Annotated in this window: 25 protein-coding genes, 1 pseudogene and 1 riboswitch; of the genes and pseudogenes, 4 read left to right on the forward strand and 22 right to left on the reverse strand. The window is 48.3% G+C overall.

What is annotated here, in order from left to right; genetic code table 11:
- Positions 1–212: 212 nt before the first annotated feature.
- The 4 genes from MTP38_RS07715 to MTP38_RS07730 all read right to left on the reverse strand — a co-directional run bounded on the left by MTP38_RS07715 (position 213) and on the right by MTP38_RS07730 (position 3,194).
- Entirely contained in the window at positions 213–740 is a 528-nt protein-coding gene (locus MTP38_RS07715; RefSeq protein ID WP_249233179.1) for a QueT transporter family protein, read from the reverse strand.
- A 7-nt stretch (positions 741–747) separates the two neighbouring features.
- Positions 748–849: riboswitch (PreQ1-III riboswitch) on the reverse strand.
- Positions 850–962: 113 nt separating this feature from the next.
- Complete coding sequence (locus tag MTP38_RS07720) at positions 963–1,853, reverse strand: DegV family protein (RefSeq protein ID WP_330221111.1); 891 nt, start codon at positions 1,851–1,853, stop codon at positions 963–965.
- On the reverse strand, positions 1,844–2,350 hold the full coding sequence (locus tag MTP38_RS07725; RefSeq protein ID WP_249233180.1) for a tRNA (cytidine(34)-2'-O)-methyltransferase: 507 nt from the start codon (positions 2,348–2,350) through the stop codon (positions 1,844–1,846). Before MTP38_RS07725 ends, MTP38_RS07720 begins: the two co-directional genes overlap by 10 nt.
- 10 nt (positions 2,351–2,360) lie before the next feature.
- Positions 2,361–3,194 (reverse strand): PfkB family carbohydrate kinase, encoded by an 834-nt coding sequence (locus MTP38_RS07730; RefSeq protein ID WP_249233181.1) that lies wholly within the window; start codon positions 3,192–3,194, stop codon positions 2,361–2,363.
- A 185-nt stretch (positions 3,195–3,379) separates the two neighbouring features.
- Between MTP38_RS07730 and MTP38_RS07735 the strand changes: the two genes are divergently transcribed.
- Positions 3,380–3,589 carry a hypothetical protein gene (locus tag MTP38_RS07735; RefSeq protein WP_227620976.1) on the forward strand — a complete coding sequence of 70 codons (210 nt, stop codon included), beginning with the start codon at positions 3,380–3,382 and terminating at the stop codon, positions 3,587–3,589.
- 97 nt (positions 3,590–3,686) lie between these two features.
- Here MTP38_RS07735 and MTP38_RS07740 read toward each other — a convergent pair whose 3' ends face one another.
- From MTP38_RS07740 to MTP38_RS07780, 9 genes are all read right to left on the reverse strand, one after another.
- Complete coding sequence (locus tag MTP38_RS07740) at positions 3,687–4,817, reverse strand: DUF1972 domain-containing protein (RefSeq protein ID WP_442900511.1); 1,131 nt, start codon at positions 4,815–4,817, stop codon at positions 3,687–3,689.
- A gap of 110 nt (positions 4,818–4,927) precedes the next feature.
- Positions 4,928–5,917 carry an Rpn family recombination-promoting nuclease/putative transposase gene (locus MTP38_RS07745; protein ID WP_249233182.1) on the reverse strand — a complete coding sequence of 330 codons (990 nt, stop codon included), beginning with the start codon at positions 5,915–5,917 and terminating at the stop codon, positions 4,928–4,930.
- Positions 5,918–6,125: 208 nt separating this feature from the next.
- Positions 6,126–6,473, reverse strand: a complete 348-nt coding sequence (locus MTP38_RS07750; RefSeq protein ID WP_249233183.1) for a hypothetical protein — start codon at positions 6,471–6,473, stop codon at positions 6,126–6,128.
- 14 nt (positions 6,474–6,487) lie between these two features.
- Complete coding sequence (locus tag MTP38_RS07755; protein ID WP_249233184.1) at positions 6,488–7,306, reverse strand: hypothetical protein; 819 nt, start codon at positions 7,304–7,306, stop codon at positions 6,488–6,490.
- 13 nt (positions 7,307–7,319) lie between these two features.
- Positions 7,320–9,170, reverse strand: coding sequence for a recombinase family protein (locus MTP38_RS07760; RefSeq protein WP_249233185.1), 1,851 nt, complete (start codon positions 9,168–9,170; stop codon positions 7,320–7,322).
- Positions 9,167–9,658, reverse strand: a complete 492-nt coding sequence (locus MTP38_RS07765; protein WP_249233186.1) for a hypothetical protein — start codon at positions 9,656–9,658, stop codon at positions 9,167–9,169. The genes MTP38_RS07760 and MTP38_RS07765 overlap by 4 nt, the downstream gene beginning before the upstream one ends.
- Positions 9,642–10,679: a recombinase family protein gene (locus MTP38_RS07770; protein ID WP_249233187.1), complete on the reverse strand. Its 1,038-nt coding sequence runs from the start codon at positions 10,677–10,679 to the stop codon at positions 9,642–9,644. Before MTP38_RS07770 ends, MTP38_RS07765 begins: the two co-directional genes overlap by 17 nt.
- Positions 10,676–11,548 (reverse strand): recombinase zinc beta ribbon domain-containing protein, encoded by an 873-nt coding sequence (locus tag MTP38_RS07775; protein WP_256466360.1) that lies wholly within the window; start codon positions 11,546–11,548, stop codon positions 10,676–10,678. The genes MTP38_RS07770 and MTP38_RS07775 overlap by 4 nt, the downstream gene beginning before the upstream one ends.
- Complete coding sequence (locus MTP38_RS07780) at positions 11,529–12,023, reverse strand: recombinase family protein (protein ID WP_256466361.1); 495 nt, start codon at positions 12,021–12,023, stop codon at positions 11,529–11,531. The genes MTP38_RS07775 and MTP38_RS07780 overlap by 20 nt, the downstream gene beginning before the upstream one ends.
- 47 nt (positions 12,024–12,070) lie before the next feature.
- On the opposite strand from MTP38_RS07780, the pseudogene MTP38_RS07785 reads away from it, so the two are divergent.
- Together MTP38_RS07785 and MTP38_RS07790 are read left to right on the forward strand one after the other, a co-directional pair.
- Positions 12,071–12,544 (forward strand): annotated as a pseudogene (locus MTP38_RS07785) (DUF4367 domain-containing protein); the annotation flags it as partial.
- Between the two features lie 276 nt (positions 12,545–12,820).
- Positions 12,821–13,222, forward strand: coding sequence for a hypothetical protein (locus MTP38_RS07790; protein WP_249233188.1), 402 nt, complete (start codon positions 12,821–12,823; stop codon positions 13,220–13,222).
- Between the two features lie 542 nt (positions 13,223–13,764).
- Here MTP38_RS07790 and MTP38_RS07795 read toward each other — a convergent pair.
- The 7 genes from MTP38_RS07795 to MTP38_RS07825 form a co-directional block, all read right to left on the reverse strand.
- The gene (locus MTP38_RS07795; protein ID WP_249233189.1) at positions 13,765–13,995 is read right to left on the reverse strand and encodes a DUF6718 family protein; all 231 of its coding nucleotides are present in this window, start codon (positions 13,993–13,995) and stop codon (positions 13,765–13,767) included.
- A 158-nt stretch (positions 13,996–14,153) separates the two neighbouring features.
- Complete coding sequence (locus tag MTP38_RS07800; RefSeq protein ID WP_181969019.1) at positions 14,154–14,435, reverse strand: helix-turn-helix domain-containing protein; 282 nt, start codon at positions 14,433–14,435, stop codon at positions 14,154–14,156.
- Between the two features lie 60 nt (positions 14,436–14,495).
- Entirely contained in the window at positions 14,496–14,885 is a 390-nt protein-coding gene (locus MTP38_RS07805; RefSeq protein WP_097792234.1) for a hypothetical protein, read from the reverse strand.
- Positions 14,882–15,706 carry a hypothetical protein gene (locus tag MTP38_RS07810; RefSeq protein WP_249233190.1) on the reverse strand — a complete coding sequence of 275 codons (825 nt, stop codon included), beginning with the start codon at positions 15,704–15,706 and terminating at the stop codon, positions 14,882–14,884. The genes MTP38_RS07805 and MTP38_RS07810 overlap by 4 nt, the downstream gene beginning before the upstream one ends.
- A gap of 14 nt (positions 15,707–15,720) precedes the next feature.
- Positions 15,721–17,544 (reverse strand): recombinase family protein, encoded by a 1,824-nt coding sequence (locus tag MTP38_RS07815; RefSeq protein WP_249233191.1) that lies wholly within the window; start codon positions 17,542–17,544, stop codon positions 15,721–15,723.
- Complete coding sequence (locus tag MTP38_RS07820; protein ID WP_249233192.1) at positions 17,541–18,032, reverse strand: hypothetical protein; 492 nt, start codon at positions 18,030–18,032, stop codon at positions 17,541–17,543. Before MTP38_RS07820 ends, MTP38_RS07815 begins: the two co-directional genes overlap by 4 nt.
- Positions 18,016–19,005 carry an AAA family ATPase gene (locus tag MTP38_RS07825; RefSeq protein ID WP_249233193.1) on the reverse strand — a complete coding sequence of 330 codons (990 nt, stop codon included), beginning with the start codon at positions 19,003–19,005 and terminating at the stop codon, positions 18,016–18,018. Before MTP38_RS07825 ends, MTP38_RS07820 begins: the two co-directional genes overlap by 17 nt.
- Positions 19,006–19,546: 541 nt before the next feature.
- On the opposite strand from MTP38_RS07825, the gene MTP38_RS07830 reads away from it, so the two are divergent.
- On the forward strand, positions 19,547–19,891 hold the full coding sequence (locus MTP38_RS07830) for a helix-turn-helix domain-containing protein (protein ID WP_249233194.1): 345 nt from the start codon (positions 19,547–19,549) through the stop codon (positions 19,889–19,891).
- Between the two features lie 173 nt (positions 19,892–20,064).
- Here MTP38_RS07830 and MTP38_RS07835 read toward each other — a convergent pair whose 3' ends face one another.
- Positions 20,065–21,732, reverse strand: coding sequence for an AAA family ATPase (locus MTP38_RS07835; RefSeq protein WP_249233195.1), 1,668 nt, complete (start codon positions 21,730–21,732; stop codon positions 20,065–20,067).
- Between the two features lie 114 nt (positions 21,733–21,846).
- Complete coding sequence (locus tag MTP38_RS07840) at positions 21,847–23,457, reverse strand: recombinase family protein (RefSeq protein WP_249233196.1); 1,611 nt, start codon at positions 23,455–23,457, stop codon at positions 21,847–21,849.

The following is a 23,457-nucleotide window of genomic DNA, read 5'->3' on the forward strand; positions in this document are numbered from 1 at the left end:
GCGCAACCGACGGGCGGTAGAATCATCGCTCCTCCGTCTCTTTTATAAAGAAAAAACGCCGCACGGTCTCCCGCGCAGCGCTTCGTATCGTATCGCTTCCCGCCGCAGCCGCCCGAAAGGCCGAGCAACTCGGTAAAATAGCCTTTCAGGCCCGGACAGGCGGCCTGCTCGATCAGGCACGCCCGCCGGGACGGCGCGGGAGCGTCTTATATTCAGGCTTCGAAGACCTTCCTGACCGAAGGGCTGGCCTCGATGATGCGGACCAGCAGGACGCCCAGCACGGTGCAGCTGATCAGCTCGCCGATGCCCACGGAGATGCCGTTGGTGATGCAGGCCAGCCAGAGGGGTGCGCTGGAAGCGGGGTCCGGGAACATCACCGCGATCTCGATGCCGATGATGACGGCGTTGAAGACCACCGGGGGCAGCGAGGCTGCGACGGCCAGACCCTTGAAGCGGATGTTCCGCAGCTTGTAGGTCACGAGGCAGGCCAGCAGGGTGGCCAGCGTGCCGAAGATGACGTCCACGATGGTGGAGCCGAGCAGGTTTGCGAGGAAGCAGCCCAGCACCACGCCGAAGATGTACTCTGCGCCGAACACCGGCAGCAGGCAGAGGGCCTCGGCCACACGCACCTGCACCGCGCCGTAAGAGAACGGCTGCAGCGCCATGCAGAGCACGACGTAGAGGGCTGCGACCATGCCGCAGCGGGCCAGTTTACGGACAGAAAGATTCTGATTCTTCATACTATAACTCCAGCGGTTTGATTTTGACCGCGCAGGGACCGCCAGCCCCTGTGGGTGTGGCCCGGCATGGTTCGAGACACGCCGGGGAGCCTAAAATCCTAAGTTGCTCTTTGAGACACCGTGCCCGCAGGCACAACCTGAGTAATTATATCATAGTTTGGGCCGGGATGCAACGGCTGCACGAAAAAAGACTGCCGCACAGCAGCAGTCTTCCAGCGTGGCTCAGCCCCGGGGCTTGCCCACATAGACCAGCGCAAGGGTGTCGGGGCCGGTGTTGGCCGAGACGACGCCGCCCAGATCAAAGGTGGTGAGGGGGGCTTTGCCGAACGCCCTGCGGCAGGCCTTTTCCAGCTCCACGGCCTGCGGGATGGAGGTGTGGCCGATCATATAGTCGAAGTCCTCCACGCCCTCGGTGCGCTTTTTGCACAGGTCGATCATGGCGGGTATGACCTTGTCGTCGCCGCGCACCTTGCTCTCCACCTTGGTCTTGCCGTCGATGAGGGTGATGATGGGGCGGATGCCCATCAGCTCGCCCATGACGGCGGCAGCGGCGGAGATGCGGCCGCTCTTCTTCATCTGCTTGAGGCTGTAGGGTCCGAGGATGACCTCCATCTTGTTCATCTGTGCCTCGAACTCGCCGATGACGTGACGAAGCTCTGCGCCGTTCTGCAGCTTGCGGGCCATCTCGCAGACATACCAGCCGAACACCATCGAGTAGGTGTGGGGGTCCAGCAGGTGGATGTTCAGGTGGTGCTCCGGGCGCTCCTCCCGCAGCATCCCCTGCGCCATGACGGCGTTGTTGTAGGTGGAGGAGCCGGAGCGGTTGATGGGCACATGGATGACGTCGGTGTAGCCCTCGTCCACATACTGGCAGTACTTCTCACAGAACTGGATGGGGGTGATGGCAGCCGTGGAGGGGATGCCCTTAGCGGCCCGCATCTTGTCGTAGAACTCCTCGGGGGTGTATTTCTCGCGCTCCACAATATCCTCGTCGTCCAGCAGGATATGGAAGCCCATGATGTCGATGCCGTATTTTTCGGCCAGCTCCTGCGGGATGTCGCAGGAGGAGTCGGTCAGAATCGCAATTTTGCTCATAGTATCCCTCATTTCCATTCATAATCTCGCAGATGGCCGTGGTCCAGCAGCTCCGGAAAATCCCACTGGCGCAGCACCTCGTACACACCCACAGCGACGCTGTTGGACAGGTTCAGGCTGCGGCAGGTGTCCCGCATGGGCATCCGGATGCAGTGCTCCTGATTGGCTGCCAGCAGCGCTTCCGGCAGCCCGGCGTCCTCCCGGCCAAACACGAGGTAGGCCCCGTCCGGGTAGACGACGTCGGTGTAGCGCTGGGGCGCTTTGGTCGTAAAGTAGTAGAACGGCCCGGCGTTTCGGGCGAAGAAGTCGTCCAGACCATCATAATAGCTGATGTCCAGATAGTGCCAGTAGTCCAGCCCGGCGTGCTTGAGCTTCCGGTCGTCGATGGCAAAGCCCATCGGCCCCACCAGATGGAGGCGGCAGGCCGTGCAGGCGCAGGTGCGGGCCACGTTGCCGGTGTTCTGCGGGATGCGCGGCTCCACCAGCACGATGTTCAGGGTCGGTTTTTCGCTCATATCCGCCGCCTCACTCTTCCCGCAGCGGGCACAGCCGGGGCAGCAGAGGCTCGAACCAGACGCCGAAGCGGGTGTCCTGATCATAGGGCGTCTTCTGGATGGCCAGCGCCACAAATTCTGCTGCATTGTCTGCCGCCGCGCTCAGGGCGTTGCCCTGAATCAGCGAGCCGATGAGCACCGCGCCGTAGAGGTCGCCCGTGCCGGGGAAATTGCGGGCGATGTGCAGCTTTTTGACCACGAAGCGTTCGCGGCCCGCACCGGCGCAGGCAATGTACTTGTCCAGCTGTAAGCCCGTGACCACCACGTTGGGGGCCAGCGCCGCCGCCAGCTCGTCGGCCAGCGCCTGTGCGCCCGCCTCGTCCAGCGGGTCGGGCAGGGGCTTTTCCAGCAGCAGCCCGGCCTCGGTGGCGTTGGGCAGGATAAGGTCGGCCCGGCGGCAGAGCTGCCGCATCCGGTCGATGAAGGCCGGGGTGACGGTGGTGTAGGCCCTGCCGTTATCCCCCATCACGGGGTCTACCACCTTGTAGGCCGAGGGCCAGAGGTCGAAGGCCTTCTCGGCCAGCGCGGCCTGCGCCTCGCCCCCGAGGTAGCCAGTGTAGATGCAGTCAAAGCTCAGCCCCAGCTCCCGGTAGTGCTCCAGCGCGGCCTCCCCGTAGGCATAGCCGTCCAGACGAGCCGGAGCGCCAAAGCCGCCGGTGTGGGTGGAGAGCATTACCGTGGGCAGGGCCACCGGCTGGATGCCCATGACGCTGAGCACCGGCAGGATGACCGCCAGACTACAGCGCCCCACGCCGGAAAGGTCGTGGATACAGAGAACTTTTTTCGGTTCTGTTATCTTCAGCAAAAAAGAAACCTCCTTCGCAGGATATGCCTTTTCCCATAAGCCGGGCCAGCCCACAGCCAGCCCAGTTTATCAGAATATGATACAGTATACCACATTTTCCTGCACAAAAAAAGCGTATAGTGAATCCTTTGGTGGAAATACTAGCCTCACCGCCCAAAATTTCCGATTCGAAAGGAGTTTCTCCCATGAAAAACGAACACGCAAGCTCCACCGCCCCGCTCCTGCTCGGCATGGCCGCCGGGGCCGCACTGGGTGCTGCCGGCGTCATGGCCACCAACACCAGCCAGCGCCAGATGCGCCGCACCGCCCGCAAGCTGGCGAAGGGCGCCGAACACGCCGTGAGCCAGCTGGACAAGATGGTGGATGATTTCGTCGAGCGCCGGATGGACGGCTGACCGGGCCGATACAACAGCACCCCGGCTTTCCCTTTTTAAGGGAGGCCGGGGTGCTGCTGTCTGTCGGGGCAGAAGGCTTTGCGCCGTGCCGCCGATTTTATTTCAGATATGCTTCCGCGCTCTTGCGGATCTCTGCTTCCACCTTCTCGGCGGCTTCCTTATTCTCTGCGCTGACGGAGATATAGGTCTTGAGCTTCGGCTCGGTGCCGGAGGGGCGCACCACGATAGAGCAGTTGTCTTCCAGCAGGAACTTGAGCACGTCGGACTTGGGCAGGCCGTCCAGACCCGGCGCGTAGTCCAGCAGCTTGACGACCTTCCTGCCGCCAAACTCCTTGATGCCGCCCCGGAATGCCTGCATGATGTCCTGCATCTTGGCAAAACCGGCGCTGCCGTCGAACTCATAGCTGTGCAGGGTGTTCAGGCAGTAGCCGTAGGTCTTGTACAGCTCCTCCAGCTTGTCCAACAGGCTGATGCCCTTGGTGGCATAGTAGCTGAACATCTCGCAGATCATATACGCACCGTCCACGCCATCCTTATCGCGGACGTAGGAGCCGGTCAGATAGCCATAGCTTTCCTCAAAGCCGAACACATAGCTGTCTGCCTTTCCCTGCTGTTCCAACTTGCCGATCTGCTCCCCGATGAACTTGAAGCCGGTCAGCACGTTGATGGTGCGCAGGCCATAGTGGGTGGCGATCTGCTCGCCCATGTCCATGGTGACGATGGTCTTGACCATGACCGGGTCGGCGGGCATCTTACCGTGCTTGGCGCGCTGGCTGCAAACGTAGTCCAGCAGCAGCATACCCGTCTGGTTGCCGGTCAGCAGCTCGTACTCCCCTGCCTTGTTCTTGACGGCGATGCCCACACGGTCACAGTCGGGGTCAGTCGCCAGCAGCAGGTCGGCGTTGCACTTTTTGGCATACTCCATGCCCAGTGCCATGGCTTCCTTGATCTCCGGGTTGGGGTACGGGCAGGTCGGGAAGTTTCCGTCCGGCTGCTCCTGCTCCTTGACCACCGTGATGTTGGTGTAGCCCATCTCCTTCAGGGTGCGGGTCACAGGCTTCAGGCCAGTGCCGTTCAGCGGGCTATTCACAGAATCACAGATTGCAAGGTCACAATACTTGACCATCATCTGCTCAGAAATCTTCCAATACTTCCGAATTGGTGCAGACCATTTAGCTCGCATCCACTCATGTCCGGCCGATGTCAAGTCTTGGACAACATTTTTCACAAATAAATTTGAAAAAAGCAAAAAAAAATAAGCCCTACAAGGTTTTCAGTCAGTATCGAACCGATCTGAGCCTTGTAGGGCTTTACAGTTTACTCTATATGCTTTTTATCTTAGACCGCCTGCAGCGGGGTATTTTCCATCACTTTCTTAAATTCCTCTACTGTCATTCCAGCATCTTCCGCTGCTTCTTCAATCGTCACACGGCCTTTTCTTACCTGTTTAACCAGCATCCGCATCTCACCAATGTTGATGCCTTCTTCTCTGCCTTCGGCCTTTACGCCCTGACTAAGGTTGCACATAACAAGCACCTCCCTTTCCAGTTCTTCGTTCATTGCAACGCCAAATTCTTCTTCAAGAATTTTCTTTTTCTCAGTAGCTGCTCTGGAAGAAGAGAGCAACACATCCATAAATTTCACAATACCTGTATAGTTTTCCGTATCCGGTTCTCCCAGACAAATCGTTACAACACTCATTAAATCGTAGTTTTCCGATTTTTCAACAGCGTTTCCAATCAACTGCTCTGGTCGGATAGAATAACGAATCAGAGTGTTTTGGAACTCCTTGGTTGGGTGTGTACAAACCCAGATAGAGTACACTTTTCGGATTTTCCCATACTCCGAGTTCGTGAATATCGGGCCATGCTGTGCGGAGATCATCCTGCTGCAATAATAGATTGCTCGCTTTGTCAACGGGTATCCCGGATTAAAAGCCGTCTGCGCTTCCACATTGATAATAAGACGTATCACATCTTTCCGTGCAGTAGAACCTTCTAACGCCGGTGCAATTGCATCGAACCGGACATCATAATTGACGGTTCCTTCCGTCAACGTAGAATCCTCATTATTGCTTCCGACAATTACGTCAGAAGTTTTTTGGGGTCTGTTTGTATCATCAACATGAACGCCAACCGTGCCCACTTCCGGCGTTCCTTCGATATACTTCTCTGCAATTTCGTCTACGGAACAGGCACTGTACTCATTCACACAGTTCTTCATAATCTGTGCCAGAATCTGTTTGTTGGCAAGCAGCTTCTTGGCAGCCTTATCATAACTCGAATCATATTCCGTCTGCGTTATCGCATGAGCAAGCTGATTTTCCATCGGCATTCACTTCCTTACAGCAGATTCAAGAGGAGAGTATACTTCCCCTATTGTGCTTTCATCTTACCATAAAACACTTTGCATATCAAGCTGACAGATGTAAACTTTTCAGCATAGATTTGTCCATATTGCCCACTCTGGTTTAAATTCAATTCAGCATAATATTTCAATAGAGCAACACCTATATTCAAGATCCTTCCCGCCTTGACTAACATTCCCGTTCATCGTTTTCAAGTGAAATGATAACTGCGTTTTTCTCAGCTTCATATCTTCCTTTAAACTGATGATCCTTTCCTGCGGCTAGTCCATTTGCCTCCAGTAGCGCCTGAATGAACTGTATTCCGTTAATCATCATCCGGCACTGCCCATCGGTCAACAGCCTGTCTGGAACCTTAAATGACATGGGATGTTCAGCGGTGCACGGAGTAATCGCAATAGACTTCCGATCTTTCCTCTGCAAAACACAAATATAGGTCGGACTCCCAAGGACACGAATAACATCCTTTCCCACATTCATTCTTCGGCTTTCTGCCGGAATCGTCACCATCAGATTCATAATTCGTCCAGAACTCATGTCAGCATTCCTTTCTCAACAACCTCACTGCCCGGTCGTTGTACATTTTCAGGCTGTTCCGACAAATCTGGCAAAGGTATATTTTCAGATTCTTCACATTGCGGTATCGGTACTGAAATAGTATCTGTTTTCTGTTCAGGCTCATCCAATACAGCAGAGCCCTGATACCCAATAAAATCCTCGAACAGATTCATCTGATGACCAGAGATGTAATCATTATAAGATTTCCCGATCCGATCCTTATAGACATCTGGGAAGAACTTTATCTGTTTTTTCTTCATTTCGCCAGTAAGCGGGTCCGTATATTCCTGTGGCTTCGGTGTGAACATGATTGCTTCTTCCAAATCGAACAACATACAAAGGCCCTGATCAGAATTAGCCACCCGTCCAAGCACTTTATAGCGGCATTCTCGGTTCCAGTTCATGAGCTTGAAGATATTTTCCACAAATTCCAAAGAGGTAATATCCTTATTCACCCAGTTTGCGTCCTTCTGCCGTGCCCATTCAACAGACGCGCTGTCTTCTTCCGGACACATAATCAATGCAAGCCGTTTCTTGTTTGGATGCAAAATCGGAAGAACATACTTGATTCCTTCAAAAAGCCGGATGCAGGCCATATTAAATTTCATAACGCCATATTTTATGCTCACTGCAGGTTTATTCAGCATGGAAAATTGGGTGCGCGGTGGAAGCTCATAGCCATCGAATTTTTCGTACTCCAGTTCTCTTTTATGTTCTTTTCGTATCTGCGTTAACTCACGAATCAAGGAGATTTCCCGAACGCTCAGTTCCTGTTCCCTGCTTTTTTCTTCCATTTCACAAATCCTCCTACATCGACATTAAAAGGTCATCCAGTTCACGTTGAACTTCATTTCTGCTTGGAATTGCACCAATCATGGGATTTTCTACGACTTGGCCGGATTCCATCACATCACTGGCCGCAATGCTCTGAACCCACTTGCTCCGATACAGCCGACATTTCAGATTCATCGAACGATCCTCAATCTGTTCATACTGATTTTTTCCAATCAAAATCCGGGACTCATCCAATTCAAAAATTAGGAACTTTGCATTTTCCTCTCCACGGCAGATACCACGACACTGGTAACGACAACTCCACTTCCAGTTCATTGCTTCAAATATCACCCCTGAAAATGCCCTGGATGAAAAGCTGCTGCAAATCTTATCCTTATTTTCCCAATGTATCGCTGTTGAAGCATCACGATTACTTTTTCGCAGGATTACGACTTGCAGAATCGGATGATAGAGCAGTTCCACATGCTCGCAGTCGTCCAAGCGGGTATGACACGCTTTGCTGAAACGGATTCCATTTTTTGAGATTGTTATGACCGGGCTACTTTGATTGATAAAGCAAGTGCCTGAAATCGTCAGATATTCCGATCGAAGGGGCTTTTCCAGCTTTGTTCCAGCCCTCATCTCTGCTATATCATTCAGTTTCGCCACCTCTTCCGGAAGATAGGCCCTCAGACAAAGACTGTGAATACTATCAACACTGATGCCACTCCAGTTCGGATGGATGCCCACGAATCCTTTCAATGCTCCCTGCTGGATTACTACAATATCCTGCACCCCGCACTTCTTTTTGCTGGATGCCACAAGATGTGCAGCCCGTGCAATTTCCGGTGAAACAATCGCTTCGTGATGTTCTGGAACGTAGGCAGAGCAGCGATTTCCGTTATTCTTTGTGACCTTGCCCAACTTGTAGTCCACCACAATGCTCTTCCGAGCTTCCAGATCACCCCAGCGACGTTCGTTTTTCATAATGTTAGCCACCATCATGCCATTCCACTCTTGCCTGCCGCGCAGGGTGCTGCGCTTCTTCTGTGTCAGGATCATTGCAATCTGTTCGTAATCATAGCCCTGAATAAATGCCAGAAAGATAAAACGTACCGTCTTTGCTTCTTCCGGCTCAATCACAAGCTGTCCATCCTTCGTATGCCGATACCCCATCAGGTCAGCCACCGGGTACTGACCTGTCATAATACGCTGGTCATACGAAAGGATCATGCGGCGACTCTTATTGCCCGATTCCCAGTCTGCCAAAAGAGCCTGAATGTCAAGACTGTATTGACTGCTTGGATTCAGCGTGTAGATATTCTCTGTTTCAAAGTACACACCGATGGGATGTGCAGGATGCATGGTTTTCAAAGCTGCGATCTGTGTCATGCAATCCGAAAAGTTCCGGGCAAAACGCGAAATGCTGGCACAGATAATCAAATCCATTTTCTGGTCTTTGGCATCTCGCATCATTCGCTTAAATGCATCTCGTTTCCGCAGTGAAGTACCCGATTTTCCCTCGTCACTGTAAATATCCTGCAGATTCCAGTTTTCCGTTTCTGCAATCTTTTTGGTGTAGTATAGAGTTTGATTTTCAATAGAGGAAATCTGTTCTTCGCTAGATGTGCTGACACGAGCATAAACGGCCACACGTTTTAGGTCACTGTCATAAATTGATGGGGTCGGCTTTGCAGGGCGGAAATAATCTTTTGCAGATTTCTGGCCCTGTTCAGTCTGCTTATGGATTCTGTCGCGGATTTCGGCTTTTCTCTTTTCAGCTTCCAAATGCCTGCTTTTCCAATCCATTCCATTGGACACAACTTCGATATTTTCTATTGAAATATGTTCTACATTTTTTGAATCATACTGTCCTTCATTCATTTTCCATCTGCCTTTTCCATTTCATGTTCTAGTCGTGCTTTCCATGCAAGATATTCTTTCTTACGGATTGATGTGTATTTTTCGGCTAATTCTTTCAGACTTTGCCGTTGGTTATCAACATCAAGAATGGTGTCGATTCTCTGGTCATCATCATCCGTAACAATGTCCACTCGCATCGGTATGTCAAACAGATATTTCAACAGGAAACAGAAATCACAGGTATTCGCCGCAAGGTAGGCTCTTGTTTGCGAGAAAATCAGATTAACTATTCCCTTTTTACAGTCCTGAAGCAGATGTACCATTTCCGGGCGTTTGTAAATTTCCTTATTCCCTGTGATGTCAATATAGACACCAACCAGCCTTTTATCCACATCATCTCTGAACCTTTCAGCGTAATAGGAACTATGATAGGCTACTGCTACATCCTTGGAGCGTTCCCACAGTTTTGCAAGTTTCACATAGCCGCCTACTTTATACTTGCGGTCCATTCATAACACCTTCTTCCGGCTGAACACTCCAATACCATTTTCGCTTTTTCTGGTAGCAGTGAATTCCCATTTCTGTTTTTACCATTCGTGCCACTCGTTTGCTGATGCCCTCATTGTCCAAACGGCAATATATTTCATTTGCGCTCATATCGCCTTTTTCAAGGAAATGCTTGATCCAATAGACGGCTTTCTGCTGCTCAGAATCAAATCTCAGTTCTATATCCTGCTGCTGTTTTTCAATAAGTTGCGGCCTGCATTCCATCCATTGAAAGCCTTTTTCGGCAGAAATGGAAAAGTGAATGTCCTCAGCCGTAGGCGCAAGACTGTTTTTGATTTGATGTACAATTCTTATATCAGGATTCTCGGTATCCCGTTCCACCTGCAGGACACTTCGTGCTGCTGCCACAACATCAATGCTTCCCAAACTGCGGTACAACCCTTTGGAACCTTCTTTTTTATTAAGGTGGCCAATCAGAACGATGGCGCAGTCGTAGCCAGCAGCCCACATTCCAAGACGGCGCATGAGTTTCCGTGCCCTGCCTGCAATCTGCAAATCCGAATCGCTACCAAGATAAGCCTGAATCGGGTCGATCACAACCAATCGCGGTCGAAATTCAATGATTGCCTGACGGATCCCCAAGGTTGTACCATTATAATTGCTGCTGTCATAGTTGTCATTGATGGAGATGAGCCTGACACCCAGTAGTGGAAAAATCTGCTCCATGTATTCGCCCACACCAATGTAATCGCGTCCAAAACGAGACAGGTCTTTTACGATAATGGTATCAATCTCGCCACTGCGCACACCATCCATCATTTTCTGAAAGCCCGGTCTGTCGAAATTGCTGCCTGTGTAACCATCATCCACAAAATCCATCACAGGCAGATTTTGCAGACTCTCTTTGTGGGAAATATACCGCTGGATCAGTTCTTTCTGGTTTTCGATGCTGTTGCTCTTGTCTTTTCCATCTTTACCCAAATCACCGTCTGCCCTTGAAATGCGCTGATACGCTGCAATCATTTTCCCGCACTCTCCTTTCCAAGGTCCGCAAACACATCTTGAAATCCAAACACAATGCGAATCCGCTTATCTGCACTCACTTCGATTCTCTGCACAAGGGATTTTACCAGCTGAGCATCAAATCCAAAATCATCCAGATGCTCTTCCAAGTTGGAAGTCATATTCAGATATTCTCTAATCTGTTGTTCTACTTCCACCTTTTTGGCTTCTGCTCTCTGCAGTGCTGCTCGCAGGCCGTCATACTGTTTGGAATAATCTTCCCGAATCAATTGATAATCTTCAGAATCCACCACGCCTGCCACATAATCTGCATAAAGCTGTTCTCTTTTCTTTGCCATCTGGCCAACTTTATCCGTCAGGCTCATAATCTCACTTTTTGCACGGTAGACAGGATTCTGCATATCTTCGATTTTTCGCAGCTCTTCCAGAACTTTGCGCTTATCACTAAGCCGAACAATAAACAGATGCAGCTGATCCATTACCAGAGCTTTCAACAACTTTTCCGTAATCTGGTGTCCGATGCACTTATCATCCGCCTGCCTTGCTCTGCAAATATAGTAACAAACCTTTTTACTTTCTTCTGCTCCATGCGGAAGCCTATCAAAATCCATCGATCTGCCGCAGTCTGCACAGAACACCATTCCGGCAAGGTCATTCTGATACTCCGTGCGAATCTGTTCCGATTCAGCTCTTACTGTTTTGAACACCTTCTGATTCTTCGTCAGAATCTCCTGCACCTTTTCAAAATCATCCCTTGCAATGATGGCTGGATGTGTATTTTTTGCCACATACCACTGCTCTTTCGACAAGTCACGTTTGTCCTGCCCAGCAAAAAATCTCTGTGTACTTTTATTGTTGATGGTATCCACATAGACGCTTGTACTCACTGGGAGCCAGAACCCCCTCGCTGTTCAGCTGTTCCGCAATAGCCTTTGCGCTCATGCCTTCCAATTTTCTGCGGTAGATAGAACGAACAACATCTGCTGCGTACTCATCCACCACCAACCGGCTTTTGTTCCGTTCATCTTTGCAGTAACCGTACATTGCATACCCGCCGATGAACTCTCCCTTGCGCCGCTTAATGTCCAACTGGCTCCGAACCTTAATGGAAATGTCCCTGCAGTAGGAATCGTTCAGCAGATTTTTGAAGGGAACCACGATGCTATCCGAATCACTGCTCTCAGTGTTTGCGTTATCGTAGTTATCATTGATGGCAATGAACCGAATCCCCATCATTGGGAAAATCTGTTCCAGATACTTTCCCATCTCAATGTAGTTACGGCCAAGTCGAGACAAGTCCTTGACTATGATGCAGTTGATTTTGCCGGATTTGATGTCCTCCATGCGGCTTTTCCGTGGAAGAAAACTATTGTGGAAGGAGCTGAACAGCCATGAGTGAGCGGACAGAAGTTTCTTTTGATGCAGCGTTGATGATGGCACTCCGTGCAGATGCACAGAAAGAACTGGACGAGCTGCCAAGTCCGGCCCAGCTTAAGGAACGCTACCCAGACACATCCCGATGGGATGCCCGCCTGCAAGCGGCGTTGCATAAACGCCGCCCTGTGCTGAAACGAGTTCTTATTGCGGTCCTGACGCTGGTAATTTTAACTCTCGGCGCGCTTGCAGTAAGTGCAGAGTTCCGCAGGGCAGTCTATACGATGATTCAAAAATTTCTGCCCATTGAGATGCAGCTGACGTATCAGATGGATGGTGAGCCGTTGGAACAGCTTCCGAATGGATATAGCGACCATTATGTACCGGACGGCTTTGAACGGGATTATGAACAAGGGTATGATAACGAAATATCCTTTCTTCATGCCTATGTTGATGCCAATGATAAAAGCATCTTTTATTATGTGGACTGTTTGGACGGCTAATACGAGCAACCCGTCTCAAAGTAAGAGGTATGCTACTTATGATGTTAATTCTACTTTGTATCCCAGTGATACTTTGGACATTTTCTCTGAGTCGTACAATGCAAACATTTAAAAAACCGCCTCTGACAGTGCTGCTCTGTTTAATAGTTTGCTTTACATTAACATCTTGCTTTAATACAAAAAATAAAAGTGAATCGGTTCCGGATAATGAACCTGTAAACCACCGTTCCATTCACTATGCCATCCCCGGAAGGAGATCACATTATGGATTCTGCGTTTATTCACCAAGCCGCCAACGAACTTGTCCAAAATGCCGGAACTCGCAACATCAAACAGATCGCGCGCAGTTGCAGCCTGGACATCAGTGAAACATCCCGCATTAAAGATATGTTGGGTTTACTTTCGCTCTATTTTGATAAGCCATTGATTCTTATCAATAGCCAGCTGGACAAACAGACGAAGCAGATGGTGTGCGGCTATGCGCTGGGGCATTATCTGGAGCATCAGCTGCTCATGGACTTGCATACCCTGGACAAGTTTCTGACCATTAAGGACAAGCACATCCTTCTTTACGAGCATCCCGCCTTCACGAGAAAGACGTTTCTGTCCAAAAACCGCAAGTCTGATTTTTTCTTCCATTACTTCTCTCCAACCGTCATTCCATAGTTTTTATTCTTGTCCTAGGCTTATACACAATCCCAGCAGTTTTTTTCCTTAAATTGTCATGCTCGTCTTTCACTATTCACCTTTCCCACTTCATAGCACAACAACAAGCCTGTATACAGATTGCAGCAACAATCTATACGCAGGCTTGTCCTCGTACCTCCTTATTTTGTTTTCTGCTCTATCAGCTTTCGCTGTGGTGGGTTAAGTATAGAGCGCAACCAGAAGCCATTAACTCCTGAAAACACGCTGGCCGTAACGCACCATGACAAGCAGAAACAAGTTGAGGTGAAAAGGTCAAGCCGCGCAAACCCGCATGAAATCAGGCTTTTCTCTGGTTGCCCATATGCGGTTGTCAAGTAAGGAACAAAAATTTTTGTAAAAAAAAGCCCTACAAGGCTTTCAATCGGTTCTTACACCAATTTGAGCCTTGTAGGGCTTATCTTCTTATTCATAATTCGGGGGCTTAACCTGACTACAGAGGGTATTATTCCAGCACACACCAATCGCCCGAACTGAAATACGCCACTCCCACGCACAGCATTTTATGGACGAAGACTCTTTACAAGAGTCTGAAATTCCTGTTCTGTATCCACAAAGTGGTAAGGCGCATACTCACCATACGCTGTTGGCCTGCTGATAGTTACAAGCTGTACTCCCTTATATCCAACTTCTCTGTTCAATTCTCTTTTTAATTCCACCAGATGCTTCCCATGCGTCGTTTTTAGAGCAAAACAACCATGTGCATTACGATCTTTTGCTACTAAATAGCACATTATTCAGCACCTCCTTAAATTCATGTTCATTCCGAATCAATCCATTTTCATACTTTTCACGCATTATCTTCCCTGTTTCCACGGGATAATTCTTTTTATATTGCTCTTTTTTCGGCATCATGCCGTCATTTAAATTGATGTTTTCCCCTGTCACCAAATCATTTGCCTTCAATAGTTTTCAATTCTTCAAGGTAATAGTCACCATGATAGAATTTAGAAACATCCATATCAAGAGCTTCAATTACTCGACACGCCAAGCCAAAAGAAGAAGTCAAAATGTTTCTTTCCCCAGATTCCAGCCTTTGATATTGACGTAATGTTATTTTTGCGCGATCAGCAACCTCTTGTTGCGTCAGCCTTAATATTTGTCGTTTTTCCGATAAGACAGCCGCTGCCGTTGGAATTATCGTTTGAAAGCCATCTAAAATTCCGGCACTCATAGTATTAGCTCCCTTCATCACGTCCATTTGGACGTATTATACGACCAAATGGACGTGATGTCAAGTTGTACACTTTTGAGGCGAGAGGGCACTTTGTTCATCTTTTTCAAGCGAAATGATAACTGCATTTTTCTCGGCATCATACCGTCCTTTAAACTGATGGTCTTTTCCTGCTGCCAGACCATTTGCTTCCAGCAACACCTGAATGAACTGTATTCCGTTAATCATCATCCGACACTGCCCATCGGTCAGCAGCCTGTCCGGAACCTTAAAGGACATGGGATGCTCCGCAGCACATGGCGTGATTGCAATAGACTTCCGATCTTTCCTCTGCAAAACGCAGATATAGGCCGGACTTCCAAGAATACGGATAACATCTTTCCCAACATTCATTCTCCGGCTTTCCGCCGGAATTGTCACTCGCAGGTTCATAACTCGTCCAGAATTCATGTCGGCATTCCTCTCCCGTCAGACTCATAACTCGATTGCTGCATATTCACAGATTGTTCCGGCAAATGGGGCAGCGCTGTATTTTCCGGTGGTTCGCTTTTCTGTCTCATTGGTGGCTTCGGCACTGTATTCTCTTCCTGCACAGGCTCATCCAATACCGCAGAGTCCTGATACTCAATGAAGTCTTCAAACATGTTCATCTGGTGGTCTGCAATATAGTCATTATAAGATTTTCCGATACGGTTCTTATAGGCATCCGGGAAGAATTTCATCTGCTTTTTCTTCATTTCACCAGTAAGCGGATCCGTATATTCCTGTGGCTTCGGGGTGAACATGATTGCTTCTTCCAAATCGAACAACATACAAAGGCCATGATCCGAGTTCGCTACTCGTCCGAGTATCTTATAGCGGCATTCTCGGTTCCAACTCATGATTTTGAAGATATTTTCCACAAATTCCAAAGAGGTAATATCCTTATTCACCCAGTTTTCGTCCTTCTGTCTTGCCCATTCAACAGATGCACTGTCCTCTTCCGGGCACATAATCAGCGCAAGCCGCTTCTTGTTTGGATGCAGAATTGGAAGAACATACTTAATTCCTTCAAAAAGCCGGATACAGGCCATATTGAATTTCATAACGCCATATTTTATGCTCACTGCAGGTTTATTCAGCATGGAAAACTGGGTGCGCGGCGGAAGTTCATAGCCATCGAACTTTTCGTACTCCAGTTCTCTTTTATGTTCTTTCCGTATCTGTGCAAGTTCACGAATCAAGGAGATTTCCCGAACGCTCAGTTCCTGCGCCCTGCTTTTTTCTTCCATTCTATAAGTTCCTCCTACATCGACATCAAAAGATCATCCAGTTCACGTTGAACTTCATTTCTGCTTGGAATTGCACCAATCATGGGATTTTCTACGACTTGGCCAGATTCCATCACATCACTAACTGTAATGCTCTGAACCCATTTACTCCGATATAGCCGGCATTTCAGATTCATCGAACAATTTTCTTGTTCATACTGATTTTTCCCAGTCAAAATCCGGGACTCATCTAATTCAAAAATCAGAAATTTTGCATTTCCCTGACCTCGGCAGATACCACGGCACCGATAGCGGCAATTCCTTCTCCAGTTCAACGTTTGAAGGATCAGGCCAGAAAACGCTCTGGCTGAAAAGGCACTATGAACGTCATTGTCATCTTGCCAGTGCATCGCCGTTGAAGAGCCATGATCGCTCTTTCGTAAAATCACGACCTGCAGAATCGGATGATAGAGCAGTTCCACATATTCGCAGTTGTCCAGCCGGGTGTGGCAAGCCTTGCTGAAACGGATTCCATTTTTAGAAATCGTCATAATCGGGCTGCTTTGATTGATAAAACATATGCCAGATACAGTCAAATAATCAGATGGCAATGCCATATCCAACTTCTTTCCAGACCGCATTTCTGCCATCTTGTTCAGTTTCGCCACCTCTTCCGGCAGATAGGTGCTCAGGCAAAGGCTGCGGATGCTTTCGGCATTGATACCGTTCCAGTTCGGATGGATACCCACAAAGCCTTTCAATGCTCCCTGTCGGATTACCACAATATCCTGCACACCGCACTTTTTGCTGCTGGATGCCACAAGATGTGCAGCCCGTGCAATCTCCGGCGAAACAATCGCTTCGTGATGTTCCGGGACATAGGCAGAGCAGCGATTCCCATTATTCTTTGTGACCTTGCCCAGCTTGTAGTCCACCACGATGCTCTTCCGGGCTTCCAGATCACCCCAGCGGCGTTCATTTTTCATGATGTTTGCTACCATCACACCGTTCCACTCCTGCCTGCCGCGCAGGGTGCTGCGCTTTTTCTGCGTCAGGATCATTGCAATCTGATCGTAGTTATACCCTTGAATAAATGCCAGAAAGATAAACCGCACCGTCTTTGCTTCTTCCGGCTCGATCACCAACTGGCCATCCTTAGTATGCCGATACCCCATCAGGTCAGCCACCGGGTACTGACCTGTCATAATGCGCTGATCATACGAAAGGATCATCCGGCGGCTCTTGTTGCCCGATTCCCAGTCTGCCAAAAGAGCCTGAATGTCAAGACTGTATTGACTGCTTGGATTCAGCGTGTAGATGTTTTCCGTTTCAAAGTACACGCCAATGGGATGTGCCGGGTGCATGGTTTTCAGGGCCGCGATCTGCGTCATGCAATCTGAAAAATTCCGAGCAAAACGTGAAATGCTGGCACAGATAATCAAATCCATCTTCTGGTCTTTGGCATCTCGCATCATGCGTTTAAACGCATCACGTTTCCGCAGCGATGTGCCGGATTTTCCTTCATCGCTGTAAATGTCCTGCAAATTCCAGTTTTCCGTTTCTGCAATCTTTTTGGTGTAATATAGAGTCTGGTTTTCAATGGAAGAAATCTGTTCTTCGCTAGAGGTGCTGACACGGGCATAAACCGCTACACGCTTCAGGTCACTGTCGTAAATCGACGGTGTCGGTTTCGCCGGACGAAAGTAGTCTTTTGCCGTTTTCTGGCCCTGTTCTGCCTGCTTATGGATTCTGTCCCGAATTTCAGCTTTTCTCTTTTCGGACTCCAAATGCCTACTCTGCCAGTCTGCTCCACACGGCAGCATGTCCACATCTTTTGCTGGGATATGTTCTACGTTCATTTTTCTTCAGCCTTTGTCATTTCATCTTCCAGTCGAATTCTCCACTCAAGATAATCTTTCCTTCGGATTGATGTATATTTTTCGGCCAATTCTTTCAGGTTCTGACGCTGATTCTCAACATCAAGAATCGTGTCAATTCTCTGGTCGTCATCATCTGTAACAATGTCCACCCGCATCGGCAAATCAAACAGATATTTCAGCAGAAAACAGAAATCACAGGTATTCGCTGCAAGGTAGGCCCTTGTCTGTGAAAAAATCAGATTGACGGCACCCTTTTTGCAATCTTTGAGCAGATGCACCATTTCCGGGCGTTTATAAATTTCCTTATTCCCTGTGATGTCAATATAGACACCAACCAGCCTTTTATCCGCATCATCCCTAAACTTTTCAGCATAGTAGGAACTGTGATAGGCTACCGCTGCATCCTTAGAGCGTTCCCACAGTTTTGCAAGTTTCACATAGCCACCAACCTTATACTTGCGGTCCATTCATAGCACCTTCTTCCAGCTGAACACTCCAATACCATCTCCGCTTCTTCTGGTAGCAGTGGATTCCCATTTCCGTTTTTACCATCCGCGCCACTCGTTTGCTGACACCCTCATTGTCCAGACGGCAATAAATTTCATTTGCGCTCATATCGCCTTTTTCAAGGAAATGCTTGATCCAGTAGGCAGCTTTCTGTTGCTCTGTATCAAATTTAGGTTCGGCGTCCGGCTGTTGTTTTTCAAAAAGCTGTGGCCTGCATTCCAGCCATCGAAAGCCCTTGTCGGCAGAAATGGAAAAGCGGATGTCTTCTGCCGTAGGCGCAAGACTGTTTTTGATTTGATGTACGATTCTTATATCAGGATTCTCGGTATCTCGCTCCACCTGCAGGACGCTTCGTGCTGCTGCCACAACATCAATACTGCCAAGGCTGCGGTACAGCCCTTTGGAGCCTTCTTTTTTGTTGAGGTGTCCAATCAGAACGATGGCGCAGTCATAGCCCGCAGCCCACATTCCAAGGCGGCGCATAAGTTTCCGTGCCCTGCCTGCGATCTGCAAATCGGAATCACTGCCAAGATAAGCCTGAATCGGGTCGATCACGACCAAGCGCGGCCGGAATTCAATGATTGCCTGACGGATGCGCTCATCGTCTAATGTAAGGCCGTTATATACTTCCTCATTGATGAAAGCAATCTTACTGCAGTCTGCTCCGCAGCGTTCCAGACGGGGCTTTATCGTGTCTGAAACGCCATCCTCTGAGCACTGATAAATCACTTTTTGCGGTGTACCGATTTTACAACCGTCCGGGGTCTTACCTCCTGTTGAAAGTTCCGCAATCAGATTCATCATCATGGTTGATTTTCCATCGCCAGGATCACCTTGCAGCAGTGTGATTTTTCCGATTGCGATAAACGGATACCACAGCCACCGTACATCCGTTGATTGGACTTCGCTATACAGTGTCAGCAGCCGTTCCATTTCGTTTCCCCCACTTTATTTTTACAGTTTGATTTCATGCTTTTATTATACACTTATCAGATGATTTTTTCTGTGAAGTGGCACTTCACATGTGCAGCAAATTGTGATGTAACACTTCACAAAATTGCCTCAGAACACACGACCGCTGGGGGTGGCCCCGCCAAATTCTGAGTCACATTTTCATCATTTTCTCTATACAGTTCTTCTAATCAAAAACGAAAGTACATCTGTTAACTGAACCCCGCTGTACAGCGTCAGTAACTTTTTCACTTCGTTCTCACTCACATTATCGTGCTGTTTAATTTTATGGCTTTATTATACACCTGTCAGATGATTTTTTCTGTGAACCAGCAGTTCACTTGTTGCCCAAAATGTGAACTGCTGGTTCACATTTTGGCCTCAGAAGCCATCTCCGCTAGAGGTGAAAAATAAGAATTCCGACTTCTATGTTGGCTGTTCTTTTCGTTCTTCTTGATTCGTTTTTCCATAGGCCAGATAATAAAAGTACTCTTATGCGGGCATTTGAAAGGAAGATTTACTTATGTCCGTCAATTACGTTGCTTTAGGAAAACGCATTGGTTATTTTAGAATGCAGTGCGGTAATATCACCCAGGAAGCCTTAGCCTCTAAAATCAATCGCAGTCGTGAATTTCTGGCCAAAATTGAAAAAGGCACAGAACACCCCAGCATTGCCACTCTGGTCGATATTGCCGACGCCCTCTGCATTTCCGTTGATGATTTGTTGATAGACAGTCTTCACTATTCCGTTTCAACTTCCAACACCGAATTGCATCGTCTGTTATTGGACTGCAACGAAACTGAACAGGAAATCATTATCCACACGGCGAGTGAGTTAAAGGCCACTCTTGTCAGCCTTGGAATTTAACATCCATCCGTATTAAAATCACAAAATAAAAAGGCCCGCATAAGTCGCAGACGCACCCTCGAATCATCTTGGGTGCTGTCTGTGGTTTATGCGAGCCTCTCTTATAATTCTTTTTCTGTATTTTAACTCATTTTAAGTTATAATACAGAATTCAAGTTAAGATTTGTTGTGAATCACTTTTTCTTTACCATGCAGCGCTTTTTAAAGAACGAAATACCGTAGCAAAGAATCTGATCGTAATCATCCTCATACTCCTTTGCATACATCCGATCATCAATTTGCTGCAAGGCTATATCGCATTCACTTTCCAGATTTTCCAAAACCTTCGTGTACTTTGCTTCAAAGATTGCAACGCGGGCATTGATGGAATCGTAAACGACCACATCACTTCGGCCTTCTCCATGCTCCTTATTGGAATCCACCATATATCCGGCACCTGTGAAGATGCCCGCAAGGAAAGCATGATAGAAGTCTTCCCGGTAGTCATGGTAGCTAATGGTGCGCCGGAGCAGAGCATTCATTTCCTTGGTAATGCCCTCGCTATCACCGTTCCAGACTGCATCGAACAAAGCATTTCGATTCCACTTCTTCGTACTGTCATCGAACCATTTGATGACTGTTGTTTCAAAAATCTCTTTGATTTCTGCGTTCGGAATCATAAGGGCAACCATGCCATCCGGCAACTCACCCTTATAATCTTCTTCACGCGCCTTGGTTAAGTACCCTGTCAGGTACAGCGTACTCCAAAGATTGTCTTCTGAGGAATGTAGATAATCATAGGTCAGGTTTTCATCCACACGCTGAACGATGCAGCCACCAGCCATCAGCGTTTCAAGTTTATTTGTGATGGTACTGCCTGCATAGTCAATAAAGGAACGGATGATTGCATTGTCGCTGGTGTTCTTCCAGTAGCTGATAGGCTTAGCTTTCGGATTGCGCTGCAGTTCCAGCAAATAATTCATTACATCCCACGGGCAGTAAACATCAAAGGCTCCGAAATGGTATCCATCATACCATTTCTTGATGCTCTCAGCCTGCGTTGTCAAGTCAGCATCCTTTAGCAACAGGTCAACCTCACTCTGTACAAATCCGAAATACTCGTTCAGACGAGAATTTGTGATAGTATCCGATACAAAATTATTTGTTCCCGTAAAAATGCTTTCTTTCGCAATCTTTAAGCAGCCCGTAACAACTGCAAACTGAAGTGCTTGATTGTCTTTTAGAGCCTGCATCAAGCCTTTCATAACATCGAGCATTTCATTATAATAACCGTTATTATTCGCTTTTGCTACAGGGACATCATACTCGTCTATAAGAAGAATTACAGGCTTTGCATAATAGCTCTGCATCATCGTTGTCAAAAGCATAAGGCTGTTCTTAACTTCTTTTATAGAACCATTGCCATGTGCAAGATGCTCAAACGCTGTTTTTTGGAATTCTGTAACACTTTTACTATCAAGCAAATAAAGATGTTTGTTGTACAAATCCGCTATCACCATTGTGAGCATATCGTATGCCCCAGTAAAATCCAGACCGTCTACCTGTCGGAATGAAACAAAGACTGTCGGATACTGATTCATCCACTCATCACATAATACCTGATGCTCTGCAATTTCCAGCCCATCAAACAGTTCTTTGCTGTCTTTACGGATGTCAAAGAAGCTTTCTAACATACTCATGCCAAGCGTCTTACCGAAACGCCGTGGTCGAGTGATAAGTGTCACTTCTGCTTTTTCGTCCAAAATTTCCGCAATCAGGCCAGATTTGTCAATATAATAAAACCCACCGTTCCGAATCTTCTCAAAGTCCGAAATACCAACTGGGATGTTCAATTTTTTCATCTCTGCTGCTCCTTTCGCGTAGCCACACACAGACTTTTTATTGCTTCTATGATACCATGAATCTCATGTTCTTACAAGAAAAACTCTGCTTACTGTATTGATTCTGGCTACGACTCATTCGGCATAGTCTGCCAACACATTTTCAAATGTAAAATGAATTTTCACATGTTCATCGTTGAAAACCTCGATGCGGTCAATAAAAGTTTCTACCACATTCTGTGATAAGTACATCACATCGCCTGCTTCTTCTACAGTACTCATGACAGTCTGCAAATGATCGGTGTCCCTCTTCACAGGCTGGAAAGCTTGATTTTTCTCGGTACGCAGCCTTTGAATCTGCTCCATCTTTTCATCTTCCTGCACTCTGTAGGCATCTCTCTGCCGGATGAACTCTTCCTTACTCATATTCCCGTCGGCGTATTGCTCATACAGTGCAACGCGCTGTTTTACAATCTCTGCCTTTTCTGCACTCAGCTTTTCTTCCTGCCGTTCCAGTGCGGAAAAGCAAATCAACGCCTTGCGTTCCCGTTCGTGCAGGATTTCCAGTACGTACTCTGCCTGCTTTATCTGCGCTGTCAGCGCATTTCGGACGATATGTTCCAGCAGTTCCTCGGAGATCGGGATTCGCTTGCAAGGGCTGTCCACCGCTGTGGCCGAAAATCTGCAGTTAAACGAGGGACCAAGCTTCTTGAGTACACGATATTTCATCAGCTTCTGGCAGTAGCCGCAGTAGACCTTGCCTTTCAAGGGATACTGGTGTTTTGTGTAGTTCCCGGCCTGGTGCTTCCCATGCTGCAGCATAATGACCATTTGTGCCTGTTCAAATTCCTCCGGGGTCACAATGGCGGCATGGCTGTCCTCAATACGTACCTGCTGTTCCAAGGGAGCGCGCAGAACCCGATGCTTACAGGGAACCGGCATAATGAATTTCGCGCCCACATAGGTTCCCTTATACTTCTCATTTTTCAGAACATGGTAAACCGTTCCACTTGTCCAATGGCTGCGCTGCAGATCCCATGCTTTCTGCTCACTGTACACATGGCTTTCCGCCACATGATACGCTGCCGGGGTCGGGATCTGCTTTTCATTTAGGATTTTTGCGATGGTTCCCGTTCTGTTGCCCTGCAATGCCAGTTCAAAAATCAACCGCACATATCGACTGGCTACCGGGTCGAGAATTAGCTTATGACAGTCGTTCGGGTCCGGCAGGAATCCAAACGGGCGGTATCCTCCGAGATACATTCCCTTTTTCTGCATCACATGGTCGGCTGCTGCGATTTTAGCGGAAAGATCCCGGCTGTAGGATGCGTTGAGGATGTTCTTAATGGCTACTTCCAGTCCACGTACATCGTTTCCGATTTGCATTCCACTGTCGTAACCATCGTTGACAGAGATAAAGCGAACGCTCAGCAGCGGGAAGATGCGCTCCATATAATCGCCTGCCTCAATGTAATCACGGGCGAACCGGGAAAAGTCCTTTACGATAATCGTTTTCACCTTTCCGTCCTGCGCATCTTGAATTAGCCGCTGAAACGCAGGACGGCTTGTAGATGTGCCGGAGTAGCCATCGTCCACGTACTCCTGACGCGGCTCTGTTGCCAGTTCCTGACGAGCCATAATGTATCCCTCTACAAGTCCGCGCTGGCCCTGAATGCTGTTGCTCTCAGCCTTATCAGCACCCACATCCTCGTCCGCAAGAGAAAGCCGGTAATAGGTTCCGATCAT

Origin of the sequence: Faecalibacterium sp. I3-3-89 (assembly GCF_023347275.1) — a bacterium.
Taxonomy (GTDB): Bacteria; Bacillota; Clostridia; order Oscillospirales; family Ruminococcaceae; genus Faecalibacterium; species Faecalibacterium butyricigenerans.